The sequence below is a fragment of the Marinobacterium marinum genome, assembly GCF_013868415.1.
Classification (GTDB): Bacteria; Pseudomonadota; Gammaproteobacteria; order Pseudomonadales; family Balneatricaceae; genus Marinobacterium; species Marinobacterium marinum.
In genome coordinates this window covers 43,992-64,503 of sequence record NZ_JACEMT010000031.1, presented here as the reverse complement: position 1 = coordinate 64,503, position 20,512 = coordinate 43,992, and the positions used below count along the sequence as shown (strand labels likewise).

Here is a 20,512-nt window from a genome sequence, read left to right as displayed (position 1 = left end):
TTTCTGAATTGGGAGAAGTGTCTTGAAAAAAGACATCAAAATACTTGTTGTAGATGATTTTTCTACGATGAGGCGCATCATCAAGAACCTGTTGCGTGATCTCGGATTTACCAATGTAGATGAAGCCGATGACGGCAAAACTGCTCTGCCCATCCTCAAGCAGGGGGGCGTGGATTTTCTGATCACCGACTGGAATATGCCGGAAATGACCGGCATTGACCTGCTCAAAGAAGTCAGGGCCGACGCGTCGCTGGCTCATATTCCGGTCTTGATGGTGACGGCGGAAGCCAAGCGCGAACAGATCATTGCGGCGGCTCAGGCCGGCGTCAACGGCTATGTAGTGAAGCCCTTTACCGCTGCTGTGCTGAAAGAAAAGATCGACAAGATCTTTGAGCGTATCGAAGGCTAACGGCATTGGCAGGTGGGTGATGACAGCGCAAACGCAAACAGCCAGTAAAGTGGACTTTAATGGTTTCGATGAATTTCTGCGTGATCGTGCCAGGATGCTGGTTGCGGAGCTGGAGGCCGGTAACCTGCCGGCCGCCATGGGGCTGATTAACGAACTGCAGTTTGCCCGTCATCAGGTGTTTTACAACGAAGTTGGTCATTTGACACGGGGTCTGCACGAGGCGATCAAGGCGTTTTCCAGCGATGTGGGGGATCAAATGCCCCGGCAGGGGGAAGAAAGCCTGCCGGCCATCGGTGATGCGTCGGATCGGCTGAGCTACGTGATCGAGCTGACGGAAAAAAATGCGCATGACACCATGGATCGTGTGGATCGCTCCCTGAGTCTGGTGGACAAGCTGGACCTGCAGAGCGAGCGTTTCAAGGAGCTGTTGCTGCTGGTCGGTCAGCTGGAAGGGGAGTTTTCGGCCCTGAACGGCACCTATGACCGAACCTGTGAACTGAAAAACCAGTCGGAAGCAACCATCGCCGAGCTGCGTGCCACATTAACCGATATTCTGGTGTCCCAGAGCGTGCAGGACATTACCGGTCAATTGATCCGGCGTGTCATCACCCTGGTCACTCAGGTCGAAGGTCAACTGGTCAAATTGATGGATATGGCGGCCAAGGTTGAGCAGTTGAGCAGTCTGGAAACGGCTCCCTTGTCGGCGGACGAGGCGGGAGGCAATCCCGCAGCGGCCGAGCAGACCGCCAGCGCACAGGACCGAGACAGGGTGCAGGCGGAAGGACCGCAGCTGCCAAAGGCCAATCGAGATACGGTGTGTAACCAGGATGATGTTGATGACCTGCTGTCCAGCCTGGGATTTTGATAGGAGCTCGCTATGAGTTTGGGTGTCGATCAGGAAATTCTGGAAGATTTTCTCGTAGAAGCAGGGGAAATCCTGGAGCAACTCTCAGGGCAGCTGGTGGATCTGGAGCAGCGCCCTGATGACAAGGATTTGTTGAACGCCATCTTTCGCGGTTTTCATACCGTCAAGGGTGGTGCCGGCTTTTTGCAGCTGGACGCCATGGTGGAGTGCTGCCACAAGGCCGAAAACCTGTTTGACCTGCTGCGCAATGGCGAGTTGAGCATCAACCCGGCGTTGATGGACGTGGTGTTACAGGCGCTGGATACCATTAATGCCATGTTTGAATCCGTGCGTGCCGGATTCGAGCCGGAGCCGGCACCTGCCGAACTGCTGCAGACGCTGGTGCAGCTTGCCGAGGGTGGCATTGCCTCTGTTGAACCGCCTCCGCCTGCGGCACCCTCGCCGGAACCGGTCGAAAACGGTACGCCGGTAAACCCGAATACACCATTGGACGACTTCGAAATGCTGCTGGGCGACCTGGCGGACAGCCATGCTCAGAGCCCGGTCGTGGCTGATGGCGGCGACGATGACGAAGAGGACCTGATCACTGAAGATGAATTCGAGGCGTTGCTGGATGAATTGCACGGGGCCGGCAAGGGACCTGGCGCAGCGGCAGCTACCGAAACGTCGGCACCCGATGGTGACCTGATTACGGATGATGAGTTCGAGGCCCTGCTGGATGAACTGCAGTCGGCGGGTGAAGGGGCATTTGCCCATCTGCAGGAAGACGACAGTACAAGCGCTCCGGTGATGCCGGCTGCGCCAGCGGTATCGGCACCGACGCCCGTTCCTGCCCCGTCTCCCGTCCCGGCGTCTGCACCAGCTGTTGAGCGGGAGCCGGTGGCACGGGACGCTAAGGCCAAGACGGCGGCAGCCAGCAAGCCTGCCGCCGAGACCAATGTACGCGTGGATACGCGCCTGCTGGACAAGATCATGAACATGGTTGGCGAGCTGGTGCTGGTGCGCAATCGTTTGGTGCGTCTGGGCGGCTCCCGTGAAGACGAAGAGATGGCCAAGGCGCTGGGCACACTGGATATGGTGACAGCGGATCTGCAGACTTCGGTAATGAAGACTCGAATGCAGCCGGTTAAAAAGGTGTTTGGACGCTTCCCGCGCCTGATTCGAGACTTGTCGCGAAACCTGCAGAAGGAAGTGCGCCTGGAACTGCGCGGCGAAGATACCGATCTGGACAAAAATCTGGTGGAAGCGCTGGCTGATCCATTGATCCACCTGGTGCGCAACGCCATTGATCACGGTATTGAAGCACCCGACAAGCGCGAAGCGCTTGGCAAGCCGCGGGAAGGTCATGTGCTGCTGTCGGCTGAGCAGGAAGGTGATCATATCCTGTTGATTATTCAGGACGACGGTGCGGGCATGGACCCGGAAATCCTGAGAAGTCTGGCCGTCAAGCGTGGCATGATGGATATGGAAGCGGCGCGCAGGCTGACCGATCAGGAGTGTTTCAACCTGATCTTTCAGGCGGGCTTTTCAACCAAAACCGAAGTATCGGACGTGTCCGGGCGTGGTGTCGGCATGGACGTGGTCAAAACCAAGATCACCCAGCTCAACGGCACGCTGAGCATTGACTCGCTGCTGGGGCAAGGTACCCGGATTGCGATTCAGGTACCGTTGACGCTGGCAATCATGCCGACTCTGATGGTCATGTTGGAAGGACAAGCCTTTGCCCTGCCGTTGGTGAACGTGAACGAAATATTCAACCTGGACCTGACCAGGACCAATGTGGTTGATGGGCAGCAGGTCATTATCGTTCGAGACCAGGCATTGCCGCTGTTCCACCTCAAGCGTTGGCTGGTACAGGGACAGGCGGATGCCGATCTGCCGGATCAGGGACATGTCGTGATTGTCAGCGTGGGAACAAGCCGAGTGGGCTTTGTTGTGGACCAGCTGGTTGGGCAGGAAGAAGTGGTTATCAAACCGCTGGGAAGCATTCTGCACGGTACGCCGGGCCTGTCCGGAGCAACCATTACCGGTGACGGGCGCATTGCCCTGATTATTGATATACCGAACTTGTTGAAACATTACGCATCGACCTGAAGCGACAGGCGTAAATGAGGGACCTTGATGCCGGTTAATGTGCTGATTGTCGATGACTCGGGTTTTTTCCGTCATCGTATCGAAGAGATGTTGCAGTCGGATGCCAGATTGCGAGTGGTCGGTACGGCGGTCAACGGGAAGGAGGCCGTTGACCTGGTCAAGCGGCTGAAGCCGGACGTCGTGACCATGGATGTGGAAATGCCGCAGATGAACGGTATTGAAGCGGTTCGTATCATCATGCGAGAGGCACCGACCAATGTACTGATGCTGTCCTCGCTCACGCATGAAGGGGCGCGGGTCACGTTGCAGGCACTGGAGGCGGGGGCGGCCGATTACCTGCCCAAGGATATTCGTGCCTGGATGGACAAGAACAGCGGGGTGCGTTCTCAGTTGATCGACCGACTGGTTGCGTTGGGACGCTCCCGGCGCTTCCGGCCGAGCCGTGCCCTGGAGCGCAGCGTTCCCGGACGTGACCGGCAGCCGGGTACGACGATGGTTTTTCGTCCCGAGACTGCGCGTACGCCCCGGCGCTCCGTCGGCGCGCCCTCGGCGGCTGTGCCTACGGCTGCCACGCCATCGGCTACGGCGGTTCGGGAGCGTCAGTCCGCGCTGGCTCCGGTGCGACCGGCCGCGAGCGATCCGGTGACAACGCTGGCCTCTCGCGTTCAGTTCCCCGACTGTAAGTTGGTAGTGATCGGCGCATCGACTGGTGGTCCTGCCGCGCTGCAAAAGGTGCTGATGCAGTTGCCGGCCGATTACCCCTATCCGATTTTGCTGGTGCAGCACATGCCGAAAACCTTTACTCAGGTGTTTGCCGAGCGGTTGAACCAGCAGTGTCGCATCCGGGTCAAGGAGGCGGAAGATGGTGATCTGCTGTCACCGGGGCAGGCCCTGTTGGCTCCGGGTGGCTTGCAGATGATGCTGGACCCGCGACAGAAGGATCGTGTCAGGATTTTGGCGGGTGACGAGCGTTTAACGTACAAGCCCAGTGTGGATGTGACCTATGCCTCTGCGGCCAAGCTTTATGGCAACAAGGTGCTGGGCGTTATCTTGACCGGCATGGGAGCCGACGGGTGTGATGGCGCACGTCTGCTGAAACAGGCAGGCTCGACCATGTGGGCGCAGAATAGGGACAGTTGCACCATTTATGGCATGCCGCAGGCCGTAGTGAATGAGGGGCTGGCGGATGCCGTGCTTGAGCTGGATGATATTGGCCCCTTGCTGGCTCAGCGAGGCGTGCGCTAGATTCTCCCGGCCGTAAAACAGGATCTTACAGATGCAGGTATGGGCAGTCGCCAACCAGAAGGGGGGCGTAGGCAAAACAACGACGGCGATCTCTCTGGCCGGTCTTCTTGCGGAGGTCGGCTATCGGGTATTGCTGGTCGACCTGGACCCGCATGGATCCATGACCAGCTATTTTCGCTACGACCCGGATGAGCTTGGCAATAGTGTCTATGACCTGTTCATGCCTGCGGGCGTCACGGCCGAGCGAGTGCAGGAGCTGATCCTGGAAACCAGTCACGAAAGTATCAGGCTGATGCCGGCAGCGACGGCGTTGGCAACACTGGAGCGCAAGGCGGTTACGCAGGAAGGCATGGGTCTGCAAGTGGCCAGGGCACTGCGCCACCTGCAGGCTGAATATGATTACGTGCTCATTGATAGTCCGCCCGTATTGGGAGTGCTGATGGTCAATGCGTTGGCGGCTTGCCATCACCTGGTGGTGCCGGTGCAGACCGAGTTTCTGGCGCTCAAGGGGCTGGAGCGCATGGTGCGGACCATCCACATGATCAACCGGGCACGCAAGCACAAGTTGCCATTCACGGTGGTGCCAACTTTTTATGATCGTCGCACCCAGGCATCGGTTAACAGCTTGCGCGAGTTGCATAAACTGTACCCCGAATATCTGTCCAAGGCGGTTGTACCGGTTGATACCAAGTTCAGGAATGCCAGTCTCAAGGGTATGGTGCCTTCGTCACTGGATGCAGGCAGTCGCGGGGTCCATGCGTATGCACGCCTGTTGCGTAATCTGCTGGAACCGCAAGAACAGGAGTGACTGATGGCCGACCAGAAGCAAGTCGTATACGAATACCTGGAAGCGCTGCTGCAAGATCCCCTGTTGGAAGGCGTCGTGGCGGATGAGCCTGTTGTGGCTGATACGGCGTCTGCGGTGGAGCCCGTGTCAGAGGAGGTCGCCGGCGTGGCCGAACCCTCCCCGGTTGAGGTGCCAGCGGTTGAAGCTTCAACCGGTGAAGAACTGAACTGCATTCTGGTGGACATGCACGGCCTCAAGCTGGCGATACCTTTTGACCATGTCGAAGGCTCGATGCATTTGACCGATCTGGCGCTGAGCCTTGAGGGCCCTGACTGGATGATTGGCCGCTTCGGGCAGGCACCGGCCTGGACGCGTATTGTCGATACGGCACGCTGGCTCATTCCCGAACGTTACAAGCCCGAATACTCCCGCTATCTGGAAGTCGTGATTCTTAAAGGCCGGCGCTGGGCGTTGGCCTGTGACGGACTGGTGCAGTCGGTGCGTATTCCGGTTGCTGCCATCAATCGGCATCAGGATGCGCGCCAGCGCACCTGGCTATTGGGAACCTACATGCCGGAGCGTTGTGCGATTCTTGATATCGAGCAGCTTCTGCTGGAACTGGAAGCGGCCTGTGCATGAATTCGCTGAAGCCCACAGTTCTATCGGTTACACTGCCGTTTTGCCCTGCTGTGGGGTAGATTTAACCGGATCTGGATGCGCGCGTGGCTGAGTATTCATTGTTTTTCATGCTGTTGCTGACCGTGGTTGCCTGTTTGGCAGCTGCTGTTTGCCTGTACCTGCTGGTACGGCTCAAGCATCAGGAGCGGCAGCACCAGGCACTGATCAACGTGCTGCGCAATGAAATACGCTCAATGACCAACGGCTCGATCGGGATGGGCAAGCGGCTGATGGCCATTGAACGCCGGCTCGATATTACGGTTGAAAAGCAGCAGGAACTGGAGAATCGTGATCCAGGGGTGCTGGCCTACAATCAGGCGGCCAAATTGATGGAAATGGGAGCTTCCGTGGACGACCTGGTGCGCAACTGCGGTATTGGCCGCCCGGAAGCTGAGTTGATGGCCCTGTTGCACCGAGAGCTACACAGTCATGAGCTGTTGCCGGAGCAGCACCAGCGTCATTGAGGCGGCTTTGCATCCGCCTCATCCTTGAGGCTGTAGGCAAAGGCGATGACTTCGGCAATGGCCCGATACAGGGCCTCGGGAATCTCCTCTCCCAACTCCAGTCGTACCAGCACGTCGAGCAGTTCGGGGCTTTGATGAATGTGGATGCCATGTTCTTCGGCCAGCGCCAGAATCTGTTCGGCAATCAACCCCTGTCCCTTGGCAACCAGGCGGGGTGCGCCGGGGGTATCGGGATCATACTTGAGTGCGGCCGCACGGCGGTCAGGTGTTTCCGATGTGCTCATGTGTGTATATCCACCAGGCGATGCTGAATATCGTTCAGCTGGGGTTGATGCGGTCGACCCTGACGTGCCTGAATGTGGTCGACGATAAACCCTTTCCGGTGCAGGTCCTGGGCAAGGGGTTCCAGCTGCTGTTCAATCCGGCTTAGCGTGGTTTCAGTTTCGGTCCAGAATTGCAATTGCAGGCGCCAGCCTTCATGCAGACTCAGGCGCACATCCATACTGCCCTGCTGTTGCAGATCGAAACTCAGAGCGACACTCCAGAACGAGGTTGGTCCCTGCTGCGCGCTGTTACGCTTGTGTTCGCTGATAACCAGTTCCGCCGTGTCTTGCCGTTCCTCCTGTCGAATCGGCAGATCCATGCGGAACACGCGTTCCTGGCTGCCATCCGGCAGTTCCTTCCAGGCTCCCAGACTGCTGATCTGCTGGCTGGTACTACGGGCCTGCAGGGCTTCAACCAGGCGCTGCATCTGTTGACGTGGTTCCGGCGGCAGTTGCTCGGCCAGCTTCAATAGCTGGCCCAGGTGCTGTTTCAGGTCGGCAGGCGGCTTGTCTCCCCCTTGGCTGTGTGCCAGCCGGGATTCGGTGAACAGGCCGCCCTGCTGCAGGTTGCGTTGTATTGCCTGATCGGCATCGGCGCTGCCGGGGGTCACGCTGAACAGGCTCAGCATTGATTGAACCAGCTGGCCGATGGCGCTTTGGCCGCGAACGGCCGGGGCCTGGCTCAACTGGAGCAGCTGGTTCAAGGCATCGCCCAGCGGAATTTGCTGTGGCAGGGCTTCGCGCAGGGCGTGTTGCATCGCGGCCTGACTGGCAGGCGGTGGCTCGGGGGGGCGAGCGGGTGTCATTGGCTGCAAGTGTATCTGCTGATCACTCACGCGGGTCAGGGTAACCTGTTGTCCCGCCTGCAGGGGGCGAGGACTGAGCAGCTGCAGTGACAGGTTAGCCAGCTGGAGTTGTACCTGATGCTGGACCGGCGTGCGGGGCTGCTGCTGGCCCAGCGCCTGCAGCAGGTGATTGCCTGCCTGACTGATGCGTGCCGGTGCGTTGTCTGTGTGAGCCGGGCCAGGAGTGCCAGATGTCGTGACGGGAGAGGCGGGTGGGCGCGGTGCGGGTGTGACGTTTCCCGGAACGGGGGAGGCCGGGTTTGCCGCAGGGGCGTTTGCCGGTATGGCTGTGCTCGGCGTGGCAGCGGGTGCAGGCGCCGGGGAGCGGCCGGCGTTCAGTACAGCCCCCAGTTGGCTGATCTGCTGCAGCTGAGCTGAATAGGTCTGGCCTTGTATGCCGGCGGGAGGTGTGGCCAAGCGAGTGGGTGTTGGGGCTGTGGCTGAAGAGCCGCTGGTTGCGCTGCTTTCGGGTGGCCGTGATGTCCCGTGCTGTGGTGTGGGCGGAGCGGAGGTGTGCCGGAGAGATGTATCGGGGGCGTTGGGCGAAGTACCTGGCGGCGCTGCTACTGAGTGTGGCGCGGTCCCTTGGCCGGGTCCCAGGGAGGCTGAGGGGAGTGGAGTTGAGCTGTGTACCTGAGCCGTCTGTGGACTGTTCAGCGGCAGACTTTGTCGTATCTGTGGGAGTTGAGAGGCGGCTGCCTGCAGTATCAGGACGGCAGGCTGTTGCTGCGGCGCGCCTGGCGCAGGGGGCGGTGGTGGCAGGCTCAGTTGCAGTTCACCACCGGGTGTGCGGCTGATCTGCACCCGGTCGCCCGGATTCAAGGGAGCTCGCGTCGCCAGCTCCAGCAAGCGATTGTCGGCTTCAACCTGTATTCGAAAAACCTGGTCGCCCAGGGTTCCTGCAGCAACCTGTTTGACGATGGCCATGAGCGCCTGCCCGCCGGGCAGCAGTGGGGCGACCTGAGGCTTGTCGGCTGTTGCGCCCGTGCCGCTACCGGTATTACCAGAATTATTGATAATGGTCGTGGGTAACACCCGTTTACTCCATAGTGGTGGCAAGTTGAGCCTGACGGTGGTTGGCCAATCTGTATATAATGGCGTCTTAATTCATTATCGACCAGTTGCATGTTTTTTGAAGGGTTTGCGCGTGTCTGAGCCGCTGTTGGAAGTACAGAAGCTGTTTAGCGAGCGGGATGACCGCGTGTTGTTCAGCCAGTTGAGCTTTACGCTGAATGCCGGCGAGATCGTACAGATTGAAGGCCAGAACGGCAGTGGCAAGACAACGCTGCTGCGTATCCTCAGCGGTCTGTCGCGCAACTACGAGGGCGCGATCTACTGGCGTGGCGAGCCTGTGGCGGAAGTGCGTGAACAGTATTGCCGTGAACTTCTGTACTTTGGTCATCAGGCCGGGGTCAAGGCGGTCCTGACGCCGGAAGAAAATCTGCGCTGGTACGCGGCACTCAGTCCGTTGATGGATGCTGCAGGCATTATGGAAGCACTGCAGCAGGTCGGTCTGCGGGGATTTGAAGATGTGCCTTGCCATTCCCTGTCGGCGGGACAGAACCGCCGAGTCAGCTTGGCGCGTCTGTACTTGAGTCGCGCCCCTCTGTGGATTCTGGATGAACCTTTCACTGCCATCGATAAGCGTGGTGTGGCTGCCAAGGAGCGGTTACTGCTGGAGCATGCGCGCCGGGGAGGCAGCGTACTGCTGACGACCCATCATGAACTGGGAATCCAGGGGCCGGTGCGCAAAATCAATCTGGACCAGCTGGCGGGAACTTCGGTATGAATATGCACACTAATCCTCGGCAACAGGCCTCTGAAGGCATGGCTGGACTGTTTATGGCGACTTGTCGCCGCGAATTTCTGTTGTCGTTCCGGCGTAAGAGTGATCTGGTTAATCCGCTGATTTTCTTTTTGATGGTTGCCACGCTGTTTCCGCTGGGAGTCAGTCCCGAATCCGGCTTTCTGGCGCAGTTGGCACCAGGCGTCGTCTGGGTAGCGGCTTTGCTGGCGACACTGCTGTCGATGGATGCCTTGTTTCGATCGGATTACGAAGACGGCTCGCTGGAGCAGTTGCTGCTCAGCCCTCAGCCGTTGTTTGTTGTCGCGTTGGCCAAGGTCATTGCGCACTGGATGATGACCGGTCTGGCGCTGACGCTGATGGCGCCCCTGTTGGGCGTGATGCTGTTTCTGCCCGCCGAGGGGATGCCGGGACTGATGTTGAGCCTGCTGTTGGGAACACCGACGCTGAGCCTGATCGGTGCGATCGGTGCGGCTCTGACGGTGGGTTTGAAAAAGGGCGGGGTGTTGATCTCCCTGCTGGTACTGCCACTGTATATCCCGGTGCTGATTTTTGGTTCCAGTGCGGTGCAGGCGACAGTGACCGGATTACCGTTGGGAGGGTATCTGGCGCTGTTGGGCGCACTGCTGGCTCTGGCGCTTGCCTTGGCGCCACTGGCAATCAGTGCAGCACTGCGGATATCGATCAGTAGTTAAAAGAAGAGAGCTTATGGCCGATAAAAAATGGATGCCACGCTGGTTCTATCAACTGGCATCGCCCCGCTGGTGTTATCAGATCACTGGCAAGCTGCTACCCTGGTTTGCCGTTGCGGCACTGGTTCTGTTGGTCGGCGGGTCGGTCTGGGCCCTGGCCTTTGCGCCGGCAGACTACCAGCAAGGCAACAGCTTTCGCATTATCTATCTTCACGTACCTTCCGCGATTCTGGCGCAGTCGGCCTATATGCTGATGGCGGTGGCCGGTGCCATCGGCCTGATCTGGAAAATGAAAGTGGCGGATATGGTACTCAAGTCCGCAGCACCGATTGGTGCGTCCATGGCCGTGTTGGCACTGGCAACCGGTGCCATCTGGGGCAAGCCGACCTGGGGCTCCTGGTGGGTATGGGATGCGCGCCTGACCTCTATGCTGATCCTGTTTTTCCTTTACCTTGGCGTCATGGCGTTGAACTCTGCGATTGAAAACGAGTCCACTGCTGCGCAGGCATCGGCAGTGCTGGCGCTGGTCGGCCTGGTGAATATCCCGATTATCAAGTATTCGGTGGAGTGGTGGAACACTCTGCACCAGCCCGCTACGTTCAAACTGACCGAAAAACCGGCCATGCCGGTGGAAATGTGGCTTCCGCTGCTGGTAATGGTAATAGGCTTCTACTGCTTCTTTGCCGTTAGCCTGATGCAGCGGCTGCGAAATGAAATTATCTGGCGTGAACGTCGCACCGGTTGGGTGCGAGAGCTTCTGGACAAACAGTGAGGTTGGGGTGAGTTTTAACAGTTTTTCTGAATTTCTCGCCATGGGGGGGCATGGCCTCTATGTCTGGCTCAGCTACGGTCTCGGAGTTGCCGTCCTGGCGGCTAATCTGATCGTGCCAAAACTGGGTCGCAACCGCTTGCTGGCCGAACAGAAGCGCCGCTTGCGTCGTGAGGAGGGGGTACGATGACACCGAAACGGAAACAACGGCTGATGGTGGTTTTGTTCATAGTAGTCGGCGTCAGTGTCGCCGTAGGACTGACACTGTTTGCCTTGAATCAGAACATCAACCTGTTTTATTCGCCGACGCAGATTGCGGCCGGTGAGGCACCTCTGAGCACCCGCATTCGTGCCGGTGGCATGGTCGTGGACGGCAGCGTCCAGCGTGATCCCGACTCCCTGTTTGTCAGCTTTGATATTACCGATTACGACAAGACCGTGACTGTCGAGTACAGGGGCATTCTGCCTGACCTGTTCCGTGAAGGTCAGGGCATTGTGGCGCAGGGCGCCATGAATGAGCGTGGCGTGCTGGAAGCCGTTGAAGTACTGGCCAAGCACGACGAAAACTACATGCCGCCGGAAGTGGCAGAAGCGCTGGCAAAGGCAGGCAAAATGCCGATGCCCGAGGGGCAGGAGTTCAATAAATGATCATACCGGAGTTGGGCGAATACGCTCTCATTCTGGCACTGTGTTTCGCGATCTTGCTGGCGTCCGTTCCATTGATCGGAGCGAGCCGCGGCAATACCCTGTGGATGGATTTCGCACGCCCGCTGAGCAAGGGCATGTTTCTGTTTACCCTGTTCAGTTTTTTGTGTCTGAGCTGGGCGTTTCTTGATAACGACTTCTCCGTGGTCTACGTGGCCAACAACTCCAATACGGCACTGCCCTGGTATTTCCGCCTGAGCGCCGTATGGGGAGGGCATGAGGGCTCCCTGTTGTTATGGGTGCTGATTCTGGCCGGGTGGACGCTGGCAGTGGCGATCAAAAGCCGCAACCTGCCACAGGATATCATTGCTCGAGTACTGGCCGTGATGGGCTGGGTCTCTATCGGTTTCTACCTGTTTATTCTACTGACCTCCAGTCCGTTTGAACGTTATCTGCCGGGTTATCCACAGCAGGGTGCGGACTTGAACCCGCTGCTGCAGGACTTCGGTTTGATCGTGCATCCGCCGATGCTGTACATGGGCTATGTCGGTTTTGCGGTAGCCTTTGCATTTGCCATTGCAGCCTTGCTCAGTGGTCGTCTGGATGCGGCCTGGGCTCGCTGGTCTCGCCCGTGGACATCGGTTGCCTGGGCGTTTCTGACTCTGGGTATCGCGCTGGGCAGCTGGTGGGCTTACTACGAACTCGGCTGGGGTGGCTGGTGGTTCTGGGATCCGGTCGAAAACGCGTCACTGATGCCCTGGCTGGTGGGGACCGCGCTGGTGCACAGCCTGGCCGTGACCGAAAAGCGTGGTGTCTTCAAAAGCTGGACGGTGCTGCTGGCCATCTTCGCCTTTTCTCTCAGTCTGCTGGGCACCTTTCTGGTCCGTTCGGGGGTTTTGACCTCGGTTCATGCCTTTGCGTCCGACCCGGATCGTGGTCTGTTTATCCTGATCATGCTGGCGGTCGTGATCGGTGGTTCTCTGGTGCTGTACGCGCTGCGTGCAGGTCAGATGCGCAGCGAGTCCAGTTTTGGTCTGCTGTCACGTGAAAGCCTGCTGCTGGTCAACAACGTGCTGTTGGTCGTGTCCTGCGCCATGGTTCTGCTTGGCACCATCTACCCGCTGATCGTCGATGCGTTGGGCATGGGTAAACTGTCAGTAGGGCCGCCGTACTTCAACGCGCTCTTTGTACCGCTGATGTCGATCATGCTGGTCTTCATGGGGGCCGGGGTTGTCAGCCGCTGGAAACAGACGTCGCTGACGATGCTGGGACAGCAGCTGTGGTTGCCGGGACTGGTAGCGATTCTGCTGGGCGCCGTGTGCACCTGGCTGTACGCCGGTGAGCTGAAGCCCTGGGTGACACTGGGTATCGTGTTGGCCTGGTGGGTTGTGCTGGCCGGACTGCGTGATCTCTATAACCGTTTGCGTCATCGTCGTGAAAAGCTGGCGGGGCTGCTCAAGCAGAGTCGCAGCTACTATGGCATGGTGCTGGCGCATCTCGGGGTTGCCGTGCTGGTTGTGGGCGTGGCACTGGTCTCCATTTACAGTGAGCAGCGTGACCTGCGCATGCAGCCGGGTGATACGCTGACCTTCCGTGATTACACCTTTGTCTTTGACGGCAACAAGCATGTGGAAGGTCCCAACTACAGTTCGGATCAGGGGCAGATCCGGGTGCTGTACCGTGGCAAGCCCTACACCGAAATGCGCCCCGAAAAGCGTCTGTACACGGCACGTGGCAGCGTGATGACCGAAGCGGCCATCGATCCGGGCTTTACACGTGACCTCTATGTTGCGCTGGGCGAACCGCGTGAAAACGGAGCCTGGGCAGTGCGTATTCAGTACAAGCCGTATGTGCGCTGGCTCTGGCTGGGTGGTCTGCTGATGACCCTGGGTGGTCTGCTGGCGGCATCTGATCCGCGTTACCGCAAGCGTATGAGTTCGGCTGCGGCCTGACCCCGGGAGGTTGAGATGCAAAGTCGCAAGTTGTTGGCCTTTATCCCTCTGCTGATCTTCATCGGGTTGGGTGTCTTTCTGTGGGTCGGCCTGTCGCTTGATCCTCGCGAGCTGCCGTCCAGGCTGGCGGAAGAGCGGCGGCCGGTGCCGGCTTTTGAGCTGCCGTCGCTGACCGAGCTGGACAAAATGCTGACCCCGGATGACCTGAAGGGTGAAGTGGCGTTGTTGAATGTGTGGGCGACCTGGTGCCCGACCTGTAAGGAAGAGCATGGTTTTCTTAACCGCCTGCAGCGGGAAGAGGGCGTCACCATTTACGGGATCAACTACAAGGATGAGCCCGCCAAGGCGCAGGAATGGCTGCGCCGTTATTACAACCCCTACCAGAAAGTGGTGCTGGATATCGATGGCTCTCTGGGGCTGGACATGGGGGTATACGGTGCACCGGAAACCTATGTGCTGGATAAAACCGGTGCGGTGCGTTACCGCCATGTCGGTGCGGTTGATGCGGAAGTCTGGAAAACCCTGAAACAGGTAATGCAGCAGGTTGAACAGGAGGGGGCGCAATGAGATTTTGGCTATTGCTGGCTCTGGTGTGGCTGCCGTTGACGGCTCAGGCCACGATTGATGCTTATGAGTTTTCCAGTGAGGAAAACGAGCAGCGTTTTCATGAGCTGACCAACGTGCTGCGCTGTCCCAAGTGTCAGAACCAGAATATTTCCGACTCGGATGCGCCCCTGGCGGCAGACCTGCGCCGTGAGGTATACCGCATGCTGGAAGAGGGAGAGGCCAATGACGGCATCATCGACTTCATGGTGACCCGCTACGGAGAGTTCGTACTCTACCGACCCAAGGTTAATGCCACGACCTGGCTGCTGTGGTACGGCCCCTTCGTATTGCTGGCAATCGGTCTGATAGTAGTGGTGTTAATCAGCCGTAACCGGCGCCGTCAGCAGACGGCAGCTCCCGCATCCGGAGCCGAGGTGAATAGCGCCGAATCGTCAGGCCGGTACCAGGCCAGCGCGGAGCTGAGCGCAGACGAGTCCGCGCGTCTCAACAAGTTACTGCAACAGGATTCTGATCAATGACCAACCTGTGGATAGGCATAGGGTTACTGACCCTGGTTGCCATCGCCATTATCTTTTGGCCGCTGCTGGGCTATCGTCGTCAAGCGAAGGCCGAGGCCGCCGGTCGTCGCCAGCAGAACATCGATATTTTCCGTGAACGCCTGAGTGAGCTGGAGAACGAGCGTGATCAGGGGACTTTGGCCGAGGCCGAGTTCGCCACGCTGAAGCTGGAACTGGAACGTAACCTGCTGATCGATGCGGAAGACAAGCCGGAACAGCCGGTTCAGCGTACCCCGGTGGGTCAGCCCCAGCTGGTGACAATTACCCTGCTGGCACTGATGATCCCGGCTGCTGCACTGGGGTTGTACAACCATCTCGGACGTGCCGATGATCTGGCCGTTGCCCTGCAAATGCCGGCGCCGGGTGAAGGTGAGCCCTCGCTGGAGCAGGCACTGGCCGCGCTGAAAATGCAGCTTGAGAATGACCCGGAAAACCCGGAAGGCTGGTACCTGCTGGCCAATACACACATGAACACCGGCGATTATGCCGCCGGCGAGAAAGCGTTTGAGCAGGTGCTCAAGTATCTGCCGGAAGATGCGCCTCAGTACCCTGGTGTCATGGGACAGCTGGCGCAGGCAATGTATTTTGCCAACAATGGTCAGATGGATGAGCGGATTCGCGCGCGCATTGACCGGACGCTGGTGTTGGACCCTTATGAAATGGCGGCTCTGGGCCTGCTGGGGATCGATGCCTATGAACAGCAGGATTACGCGGCCGCGATCGAGCATTGGCGCAAGGCGCTGGTAAACGCCGAGGGTGCGGCGGTAGAGCCTTTGAAGGCGGGTATCAGCCGTGCACGGGATGAACTGATTGCAGCCGGGCAGCCGGTGCCGGACCTGCCTGAGCTGGCCGAAGCTCGTATCCTTTTGCAGGTGTCGCTGGCGCCGGAACTGGCGGAAGGGCTTGACCCCGAGCACACAGTCTTTATCTTTGCGCGTCCGGTGGGTGGTCGCATGCCACTGGCAGCGGTCAAGCGTCAGGTCAAAGACCTGCCGCTGGAAATCGAGCTGAACGATTCACTGGCGATGACGCCTCAGGCGCGTCTGTCGTCTCAGGCAGAAGTCGAGGTCAGCGCACGAGTCAGTTTGTCAGGGCAGCCGATGCCTCAGACCGGCGATCTGCAGGGCTTGTTGAGCCCAATTGCTACAACTGGCGGCGATGAGCCTGTTACACTGGTCATTGATCAGGTGGTACAGTAATCTTCGGCGACACAACAACAGGGTAAGGCGACAACATGGATATCAGTCTGCGCGAGTGGCTCATCATCGGCGGTATACTGATTGTAATACTGATACTGGTGGACGGATGGCGCAGGGTAAGCGCCAACCGGGGCCGCTTGCGGCTTGATATCGACAGTACCCTGTCCGACCTGCCCGACGAAGACAGTTCCCATAATCCGGAGCTGCCCAACGGTGGCGCGCGTTTGCGTGATCATGAGGGACGACCTCTAGAGGATCGGCCACGAGTGGAACCCGGTTTTGCCGAGGACACCTACGCTGACCGAGGAGAGTCACAGAACTTGCAGGAGATGGATCCCCTGTTTGACGATATCCCGCCGACCGTAGGCACGGCCCCGCGGCGTGCCGCTTTTGAAGTGACGTCAGGTCATGCGGCGGCGCCCGAGTCGGCAGCAGTCGTAACGGATAGTCGGGATGTGCCGGTCGAAACCGAACCGGAGCAGCCCATCCCGGTGCTGAAAGACGAAGTGGTGCCGTCCGATGCCCGTGAAGAGAGAGCGGACAGCTGTCAGCAGCCTGTTGTCGGGGGCGAAACGCAACACTGGGCCGAGCAGGCCGAAGTCGCGGTCGATCACCATGGCCGCTTTGACGATCTGGCTGAAGCGGCGGATATGAGACCAGCCCCGGAAGACAGTGCTCATGGTCATCAACCGGAGGTTGAGTTGCCTGAGCCGGAATACAGGGAGCCTGAACCGGAGGCCGTGAAGCCGGTCGAGGAGCTGAGGCCCGAACGCGATGATGATTGGCATCCGGCTCTGCAGGAGACGGCGGTGGTGACTGATGCCATGGAGCCCGCTGCGGTACGGGGCCCAAGAAGCCTGCCGGACCCCGAGAATGTCCTGATTATTACAGTGGTCGGGCATAATGGAGAACAGCTGTCGGGCCCTGTACTGGGCAGGATTGTCACGGCCTGTGGTATGGAATGGGGTGAAATGGCCATCTATCACCGTCCGGAAGATAATACGCCGGACTCACCCATACAGTTCAGTATGGCGAATGCCGTGGCACCGGGCACCTTTGACCCGCATAATCTGGAAGCACTGGAAACGCCAGCGGTGACTTTTTTCATGTCGATGGACGAGCCATCGGATGCAATGACCGCGTACGAATGCATGCTGGCAACTGCTGAAACGCTGGCCAAGCACCTGAAGGGTGATTTGCTGGATGAAGACCGGTCGGTCATGCGGCCGCAAACCAAGGAACACTATCGCGAACGCATTCGTGATTATGAGATGCACAAACGTCAACGGCGGGCCAATTAAGGCCCGCTTTCGTTTCAACCCGACCAAGCCGAATTGAATGAGCCTGCCTGAATCCGTAGCTACCCGCGCCGAACAGTTGCGCGCCGAAATTGAACAGCACAACTATCGCTATTATGTACTGGATCAGCCCAGTGTGCCGGACAGCGAATATGACCGCCTGTTTCAGGCCCTGCAGCAGCTTGAGAGCGAGTATCCGGCGCTGATCGGTCCCGATTCACCGACCCAGCGGGTGGGCCGCAAGCCGGATACCGGTTTTGCCGAAGTGACCCATGAGCAGCCCATGTTGTCACTGGACAATGCTTTCAGCGATGACGAAATGCAGGCATTTGTACGCCGTGTGCAGGAGCGCCTCGGGTTGGCTGACGTGGATAGACTCGCGTTTGCCTGTGAGCCGAAACTGGATGGTTTGGCGGTGAGTCTGATGTATGAGCAGGGCCGTCTGGTACGTGCAGCGACCCGTGGTGACGGTTATACCGGCGAAGACATCACCCTGAACGTCCGCACCTTGAAGTCGGTGCCGCTGCGTTTGCTGGGCACGGGCTGGCCGGAACGTCTGGAAGTGCGTGGCGAGATCTATATGCCTCGAGCCGGGTTTGAGTTCCTCAATGAACAGGCGCGGGCTGCTGATGAGAAAACCTTCGTTAATCCACGCAACGCCGCCGCCGGCAGCCTGCGGCAGCTGGACCCGTCCGTAACGGCTCGGCGTCCCCTGGAGTTCTGCTGCTATAGCACTGGAGTAGTGGAAGGTGGCGAGTTGCCGGCTGAACATGCGGCCCGGTTACAGCGCCTGAACGAGTGGGGATTGAAAATCAATGCCGAGATGCGTGTTGTACAGGGGTTGGTGGGCTGCCGTGAATATTATGCCGAGCTGTCGACCCGGCGTGACCAGCTGGCCTATGACATAGACGGCATTGTGTTCAAGGTGGACCGGCTTGACCTGCAGGAACAGCTCGGTTTTGTGTCGCGAGCGCCTCGCTGGGCTATTGCACACAAGTTTCCGGCACAGGAAGAGGTTACCCGTCTGAAGGCGGTGGAGTTCCAGGTGGGGCGCACCGGAGCCATCACGCCGGTTGCTCGCCTGGAACCGGTGTTTGTGGGCGGTGTGACCGTCAGCAACGCAACCCTGCATAACATGGACGAAATCGCCCGCCTGGGGGTCCGTGCCGGTGATGAAGTTATTGTGCGTCGTGCGGGGGATGTCATTCCGCAGATTGTGCAGGTAGTGGAAGCGCGCCGCAGCGGCAATGAAGTCGAAATCCACATTCCAGAGCACTGCCCGGTGTGCGGTTCCGATGTGGAGCGGAGTCAGCTGGTCAAGCGTGGCAAGGGGCGGGAAACGGTCAGTGCCGGGGCCATCTACCGTTGTGTGGGGCGCCTGTCATGCCGTGCTCAGCTGACACAGGCCCTGATTCATTTTGTGTCGCGCAAGGCGATGGATATTGATGGTCTGGGTGAAAAAAGCATTGAGCAGTTGGTTGAGCGTGACATGGTCAAGTCGCCGGCCGACCTCTATCGCCTGCAAATCGAGGACTTCCTGACCCTGGACGGGTTCGCTCAGCTGTCATCCGAAAACCTGTATAACGCCATTGCCGCCAGTCGTCAGGTGGAGCTGGCGCGATTCGTGTATGCGCTGGGCATTCCCGAAGTGGGCGAGGGCACGGCACGGGCACTGGCATCCAGGCTGGGCAGCCTGCAGCGGCTGCGAGAAGCCGAACCACTGTTGTTGACCTGGTTGCCGGATATCGGTCTGGAAGTGGCGCACGAAATCCATAACTTCATGGCTGATACGCACAACCGGCAGGTCATGGATGATCTCCTTGCACAGGGCATTCAGTTGCAAAACGAAGCCGGTATTGCCGTGGAGTTGCAGGGCAGCATCAGTCTGGACAGGTTGCTGCTGCGCCTGGATATTCCCGGAGTGGCCCGGACGGGGGCTCAGGCATTGGCCCGATTTTTCGGGGCACTGGAGCCTATCCTGTCAGCCGATGAGTCATTGCTGGCCGAGGTGCCCAAGTTCAGTAAAAAGGCCCGCGAAGGGCTGATGCGCTGTCTGCAGACGCCTGAGTGGGTTGCGACCGCTCAAACCCTGGAAGCGCAGCTGCTGGCCTTTGGCATGCACTGGACCTTTGAACCGGAAGCCCCCACTGGCGGCGGGTCTCAGCCTTTGCTGGGGCAAACCTGGGTGCTGACCGGTACGCTGGAGCAACTGACGCGGGATCAGGCCAAGGAGCGCCTGCTGGCATTGGGTGCCAAGGTGAGTGGAAGTGTTTCCGGCAAGACGCATGCGGTTGTGGCCGGTCCGGGGGCCGGTTCCAAACTGAGCAAGGCTGAACAGCTCGGGGTCGAAGTGTTGGATGAAGCGACGTTCATGGTCCGTTTGGCTGATTGGGAGTCATCATGATTGTTCCCTGGCAGGCGCTGGACCCCGAGACGCTTGATAATCTGATTGAAGAGTTTGTCAGCCGGGATGGCACGGACTATGGTGAACAGGAATACAGCCTGTCACGCAAGGCCGAACAGGTGCGGGCCGCGTTATCGGCAGGGGAGGCCGTGCTGATCTTCAGCGAGTGTTCGGGCCAGTGCAATATAGTTCCGGCCGAGCAGGCACGGGACTGGAAACAGTGAGGTAGCGTGGATGGGCCAACTGGACCAGATCAGTTCAATGATTGCTCTGTCCATGGGGGTGGCCTGGGCCAGCGGCATCAACTTGTATGCCACGATTCTGATGCTGGGCGTGTTGTCCAACATGGGGCACCTGGCCTTGCCGCCGGGACTTGAAATCGTGTCGGATCCTCTGGTCCTGCTGGTGGCCGGCTTCATGTACTGCGTCGAATTCTTTGCCGACAAGACGCCCGGTGTCGACACCGGTTGGGACGGGCTGCATACCTTTATTCGGATACCGGCCGGTGCGGCTCTGGCGGCAGGAGCCGTGGGAGATCTGAATCCGGCGGTCGAGCTGGCAGCCGCGTTGGCTGGAGCTTCAATGGCTGCAGGCAGCCACGCTCTCAAATCCGGCACACGGGTGCTGATCAACACCTCGCCGGAGCCGCTGACCAATTGGACCGCGTCCTTCAGCGAGGATTTGCTGGTCATCGGGGGGCTTTGGGCTGCTCTGAATCATCCGCTCTGGTTTCTGGGCTGCCTGATCGCTTTCATTGTGTTGCTGATCTGGCTATTGCCTCGGCTCTGGCGCGCCATCCGGCGCGTATTTACGGCGGTTGCCCGCTTTTTCAGGGGGCGCTCGGGGAGTCGTGAGCAGGATGATCTGGCAAAGACGGCGGCACGGGCTTCTGGGCGCCAGCTGCCGCCGCGCTGA

At 59.1% G+C, this 20,512-nt stretch carries 22 protein-coding genes; 20 read left to right on the top strand and 2 right to left on the bottom strand.

The window, feature by feature from the left end; translation table 11 throughout:
* The first annotated feature begins 22 nt into the window (after positions 1 to 22).
* The 7 genes from cheY to H1S06_RS01475 all read left to right on the top strand — a co-directional run bounded on the left by cheY (position 23) and on the right by H1S06_RS01475 (position 6,542).
* Positions 23 to 409: a chemotaxis response regulator CheY gene (cheY, locus tag H1S06_RS01505; protein ID WP_181736504.1), complete on the top strand. Its 387-nt coding sequence runs from the start codon at positions 23 to 25 to the stop codon at positions 407 to 409.
* Between the two features lie 19 nt (positions 410 to 428).
* Positions 429 to 1,274: a protein phosphatase CheZ gene (locus tag H1S06_RS01500; RefSeq protein WP_181736503.1), complete on the top strand. Its 846-nt coding sequence runs from the start codon at positions 429 to 431 to the stop codon at positions 1,272 to 1,274.
* A gap of 12 nt (positions 1,275 to 1,286) precedes the next feature.
* On the top strand, positions 1,287 to 3,368 hold the full coding sequence (locus H1S06_RS01495; RefSeq protein WP_181736502.1) for a chemotaxis protein CheA: 2,082 nt from the start codon (positions 1,287 to 1,289) through the stop codon (positions 3,366 to 3,368).
* Positions 3,369 to 3,395: 27 nt separating this feature from the next.
* Entirely contained in the window at positions 3,396 to 4,613 is a 1,218-nt protein-coding gene (locus H1S06_RS01490) for a protein-glutamate methylesterase/protein-glutamine glutaminase (protein ID WP_181736501.1), read from the top strand.
* 31 nt (positions 4,614 to 4,644) lie between these two features.
* Positions 4,645 to 5,421, top strand: a complete 777-nt coding sequence (locus tag H1S06_RS01485) for a ParA family protein (protein WP_181736500.1) — start codon at positions 4,645 to 4,647, stop codon at positions 5,419 to 5,421.
* Positions 5,422 to 5,424: 3 nt separating this feature from the next.
* Positions 5,425 to 6,039 carry a chemotaxis protein CheW gene (locus H1S06_RS01480; RefSeq protein WP_181736499.1) on the top strand — a complete coding sequence of 205 codons (615 nt, stop codon included), beginning with the start codon at positions 5,425 to 5,427 and terminating at the stop codon, positions 6,037 to 6,039.
* Between the two features lie 83 nt (positions 6,040 to 6,122).
* Entirely contained in the window at positions 6,123 to 6,542 is a 420-nt protein-coding gene (locus tag H1S06_RS01475; RefSeq protein WP_328515293.1) for a DUF2802 domain-containing protein, read from the top strand.
* Here H1S06_RS01475 and H1S06_RS01470 read toward each other — a convergent pair.
* Positions 6,536 to 6,826 carry an EscU/YscU/HrcU family type III secretion system export apparatus switch protein gene (locus H1S06_RS01470; protein ID WP_181736498.1) on the bottom strand — a complete coding sequence of 97 codons (291 nt, stop codon included), beginning with the start codon at positions 6,824 to 6,826 and terminating at the stop codon, positions 6,536 to 6,538. The genes H1S06_RS01475 and H1S06_RS01470 overlap by 7 nt on opposite strands.
* Positions 6,823 to 8,745, bottom strand: a complete 1,923-nt coding sequence (locus H1S06_RS15680) for a flagellar hook-length control protein FliK (protein ID WP_220183718.1) — start codon at positions 8,743 to 8,745, stop codon at positions 6,823 to 6,825. The genes H1S06_RS01470 and H1S06_RS15680 overlap by 4 nt, the downstream gene beginning before the upstream one ends.
* 112 nt (positions 8,746 to 8,857) lie before the next feature.
* Here H1S06_RS15680 and ccmA point away from each other — a divergent pair, with 112 nt between their 5' ends.
* From ccmA to H1S06_RS01395, 13 genes are read left to right on the top strand one after another with little or no spacing between them, the layout of a single operon-like run.
* Positions 8,858 to 9,499: a cytochrome c biogenesis heme-transporting ATPase CcmA gene (gene ccmA, locus H1S06_RS01455; protein ID WP_328515292.1), complete on the top strand. Its 642-nt coding sequence runs from the start codon at positions 8,858 to 8,860 to the stop codon at positions 9,497 to 9,499.
* Complete coding sequence (ccmB, locus tag H1S06_RS01450) at positions 9,496 to 10,209, top strand: heme exporter protein CcmB (protein WP_407658759.1); 714 nt, start codon at positions 9,496 to 9,498, stop codon at positions 10,207 to 10,209. Before ccmA ends, ccmB begins: the two co-directional genes overlap by 4 nt.
* A gap of 13 nt (positions 10,210 to 10,222) precedes the next feature.
* Positions 10,223 to 10,978, top strand: a complete 756-nt coding sequence (locus H1S06_RS01445) for a heme ABC transporter permease (protein ID WP_305058169.1) — start codon at positions 10,223 to 10,225, stop codon at positions 10,976 to 10,978.
* Positions 10,979 to 10,985: 7 nt separating this feature from the next.
* Entirely contained in the window at positions 10,986 to 11,165 is a 180-nt protein-coding gene (ccmD, locus tag H1S06_RS15460) for a heme exporter protein CcmD (protein WP_181736495.1), read from the top strand.
* The gene (gene ccmE, locus H1S06_RS01435; RefSeq protein WP_181736494.1) at positions 11,162 to 11,623 is read left to right on the top strand and encodes a cytochrome c maturation protein CcmE; all 462 of its coding nucleotides are present in this window, start codon (positions 11,162 to 11,164) and stop codon (positions 11,621 to 11,623) included. Before ccmD ends, ccmE begins: the two co-directional genes overlap by 4 nt.
* Positions 11,623 to 13,572 (top strand): heme lyase CcmF/NrfE family subunit, encoded by a 1,950-nt coding sequence (locus tag H1S06_RS01430; protein ID WP_181736548.1) that lies wholly within the window; start codon positions 11,623 to 11,625, stop codon positions 13,570 to 13,572. The genes ccmE and H1S06_RS01430 overlap by 1 nt, the downstream gene beginning before the upstream one ends.
* A gap of 15 nt (positions 13,573 to 13,587) precedes the next feature.
* Complete coding sequence (locus H1S06_RS01425; RefSeq protein ID WP_181736493.1) at positions 13,588 to 14,139, top strand: DsbE family thiol:disulfide interchange protein; 552 nt, start codon at positions 13,588 to 13,590, stop codon at positions 14,137 to 14,139.
* Complete coding sequence (locus H1S06_RS01420) at positions 14,136 to 14,657, top strand: cytochrome c-type biogenesis protein (RefSeq protein WP_181736492.1); 522 nt, start codon at positions 14,136 to 14,138, stop codon at positions 14,655 to 14,657. The genes H1S06_RS01425 and H1S06_RS01420 overlap by 4 nt, the downstream gene beginning before the upstream one ends.
* On the top strand, positions 14,654 to 15,895 hold the full coding sequence (gene ccmI / locus H1S06_RS01415) for a c-type cytochrome biogenesis protein CcmI (protein WP_181736491.1): 1,242 nt from the start codon (positions 14,654 to 14,656) through the stop codon (positions 15,893 to 15,895). Before H1S06_RS01420 ends, ccmI begins: the two co-directional genes overlap by 4 nt.
* A 35-nt stretch (positions 15,896 to 15,930) precedes the next feature.
* Positions 15,931 to 17,196, top strand: coding sequence for a cell division protein ZipA (gene zipA, locus H1S06_RS01410; RefSeq protein WP_181736490.1), 1,266 nt, complete (start codon positions 15,931 to 15,933; stop codon positions 17,194 to 17,196).
* A 37-nt stretch (positions 17,197 to 17,233) separates the two neighbouring features.
* The gene (gene ligA / locus H1S06_RS01405) at positions 17,234 to 19,597 is read left to right on the top strand and encodes an NAD-dependent DNA ligase LigA (RefSeq protein ID WP_181736489.1); all 2,364 of its coding nucleotides are present in this window, start codon (positions 17,234 to 17,236) and stop codon (positions 19,595 to 19,597) included.
* A complete protein-coding gene (locus H1S06_RS01400; protein WP_181736488.1) occupies positions 19,594 to 19,821 on the top strand; it encodes a YheU family protein in 228 nt (75 codons plus the stop codon). The genes ligA and H1S06_RS01400 overlap by 4 nt, the downstream gene beginning before the upstream one ends.
* 10 nt (positions 19,822 to 19,831) lie before the next feature.
* A complete protein-coding gene (locus H1S06_RS01395; RefSeq protein WP_181736487.1) occupies positions 19,832 to 20,512 on the top strand; it encodes a DUF4126 domain-containing protein in 681 nt (226 codons plus the stop codon).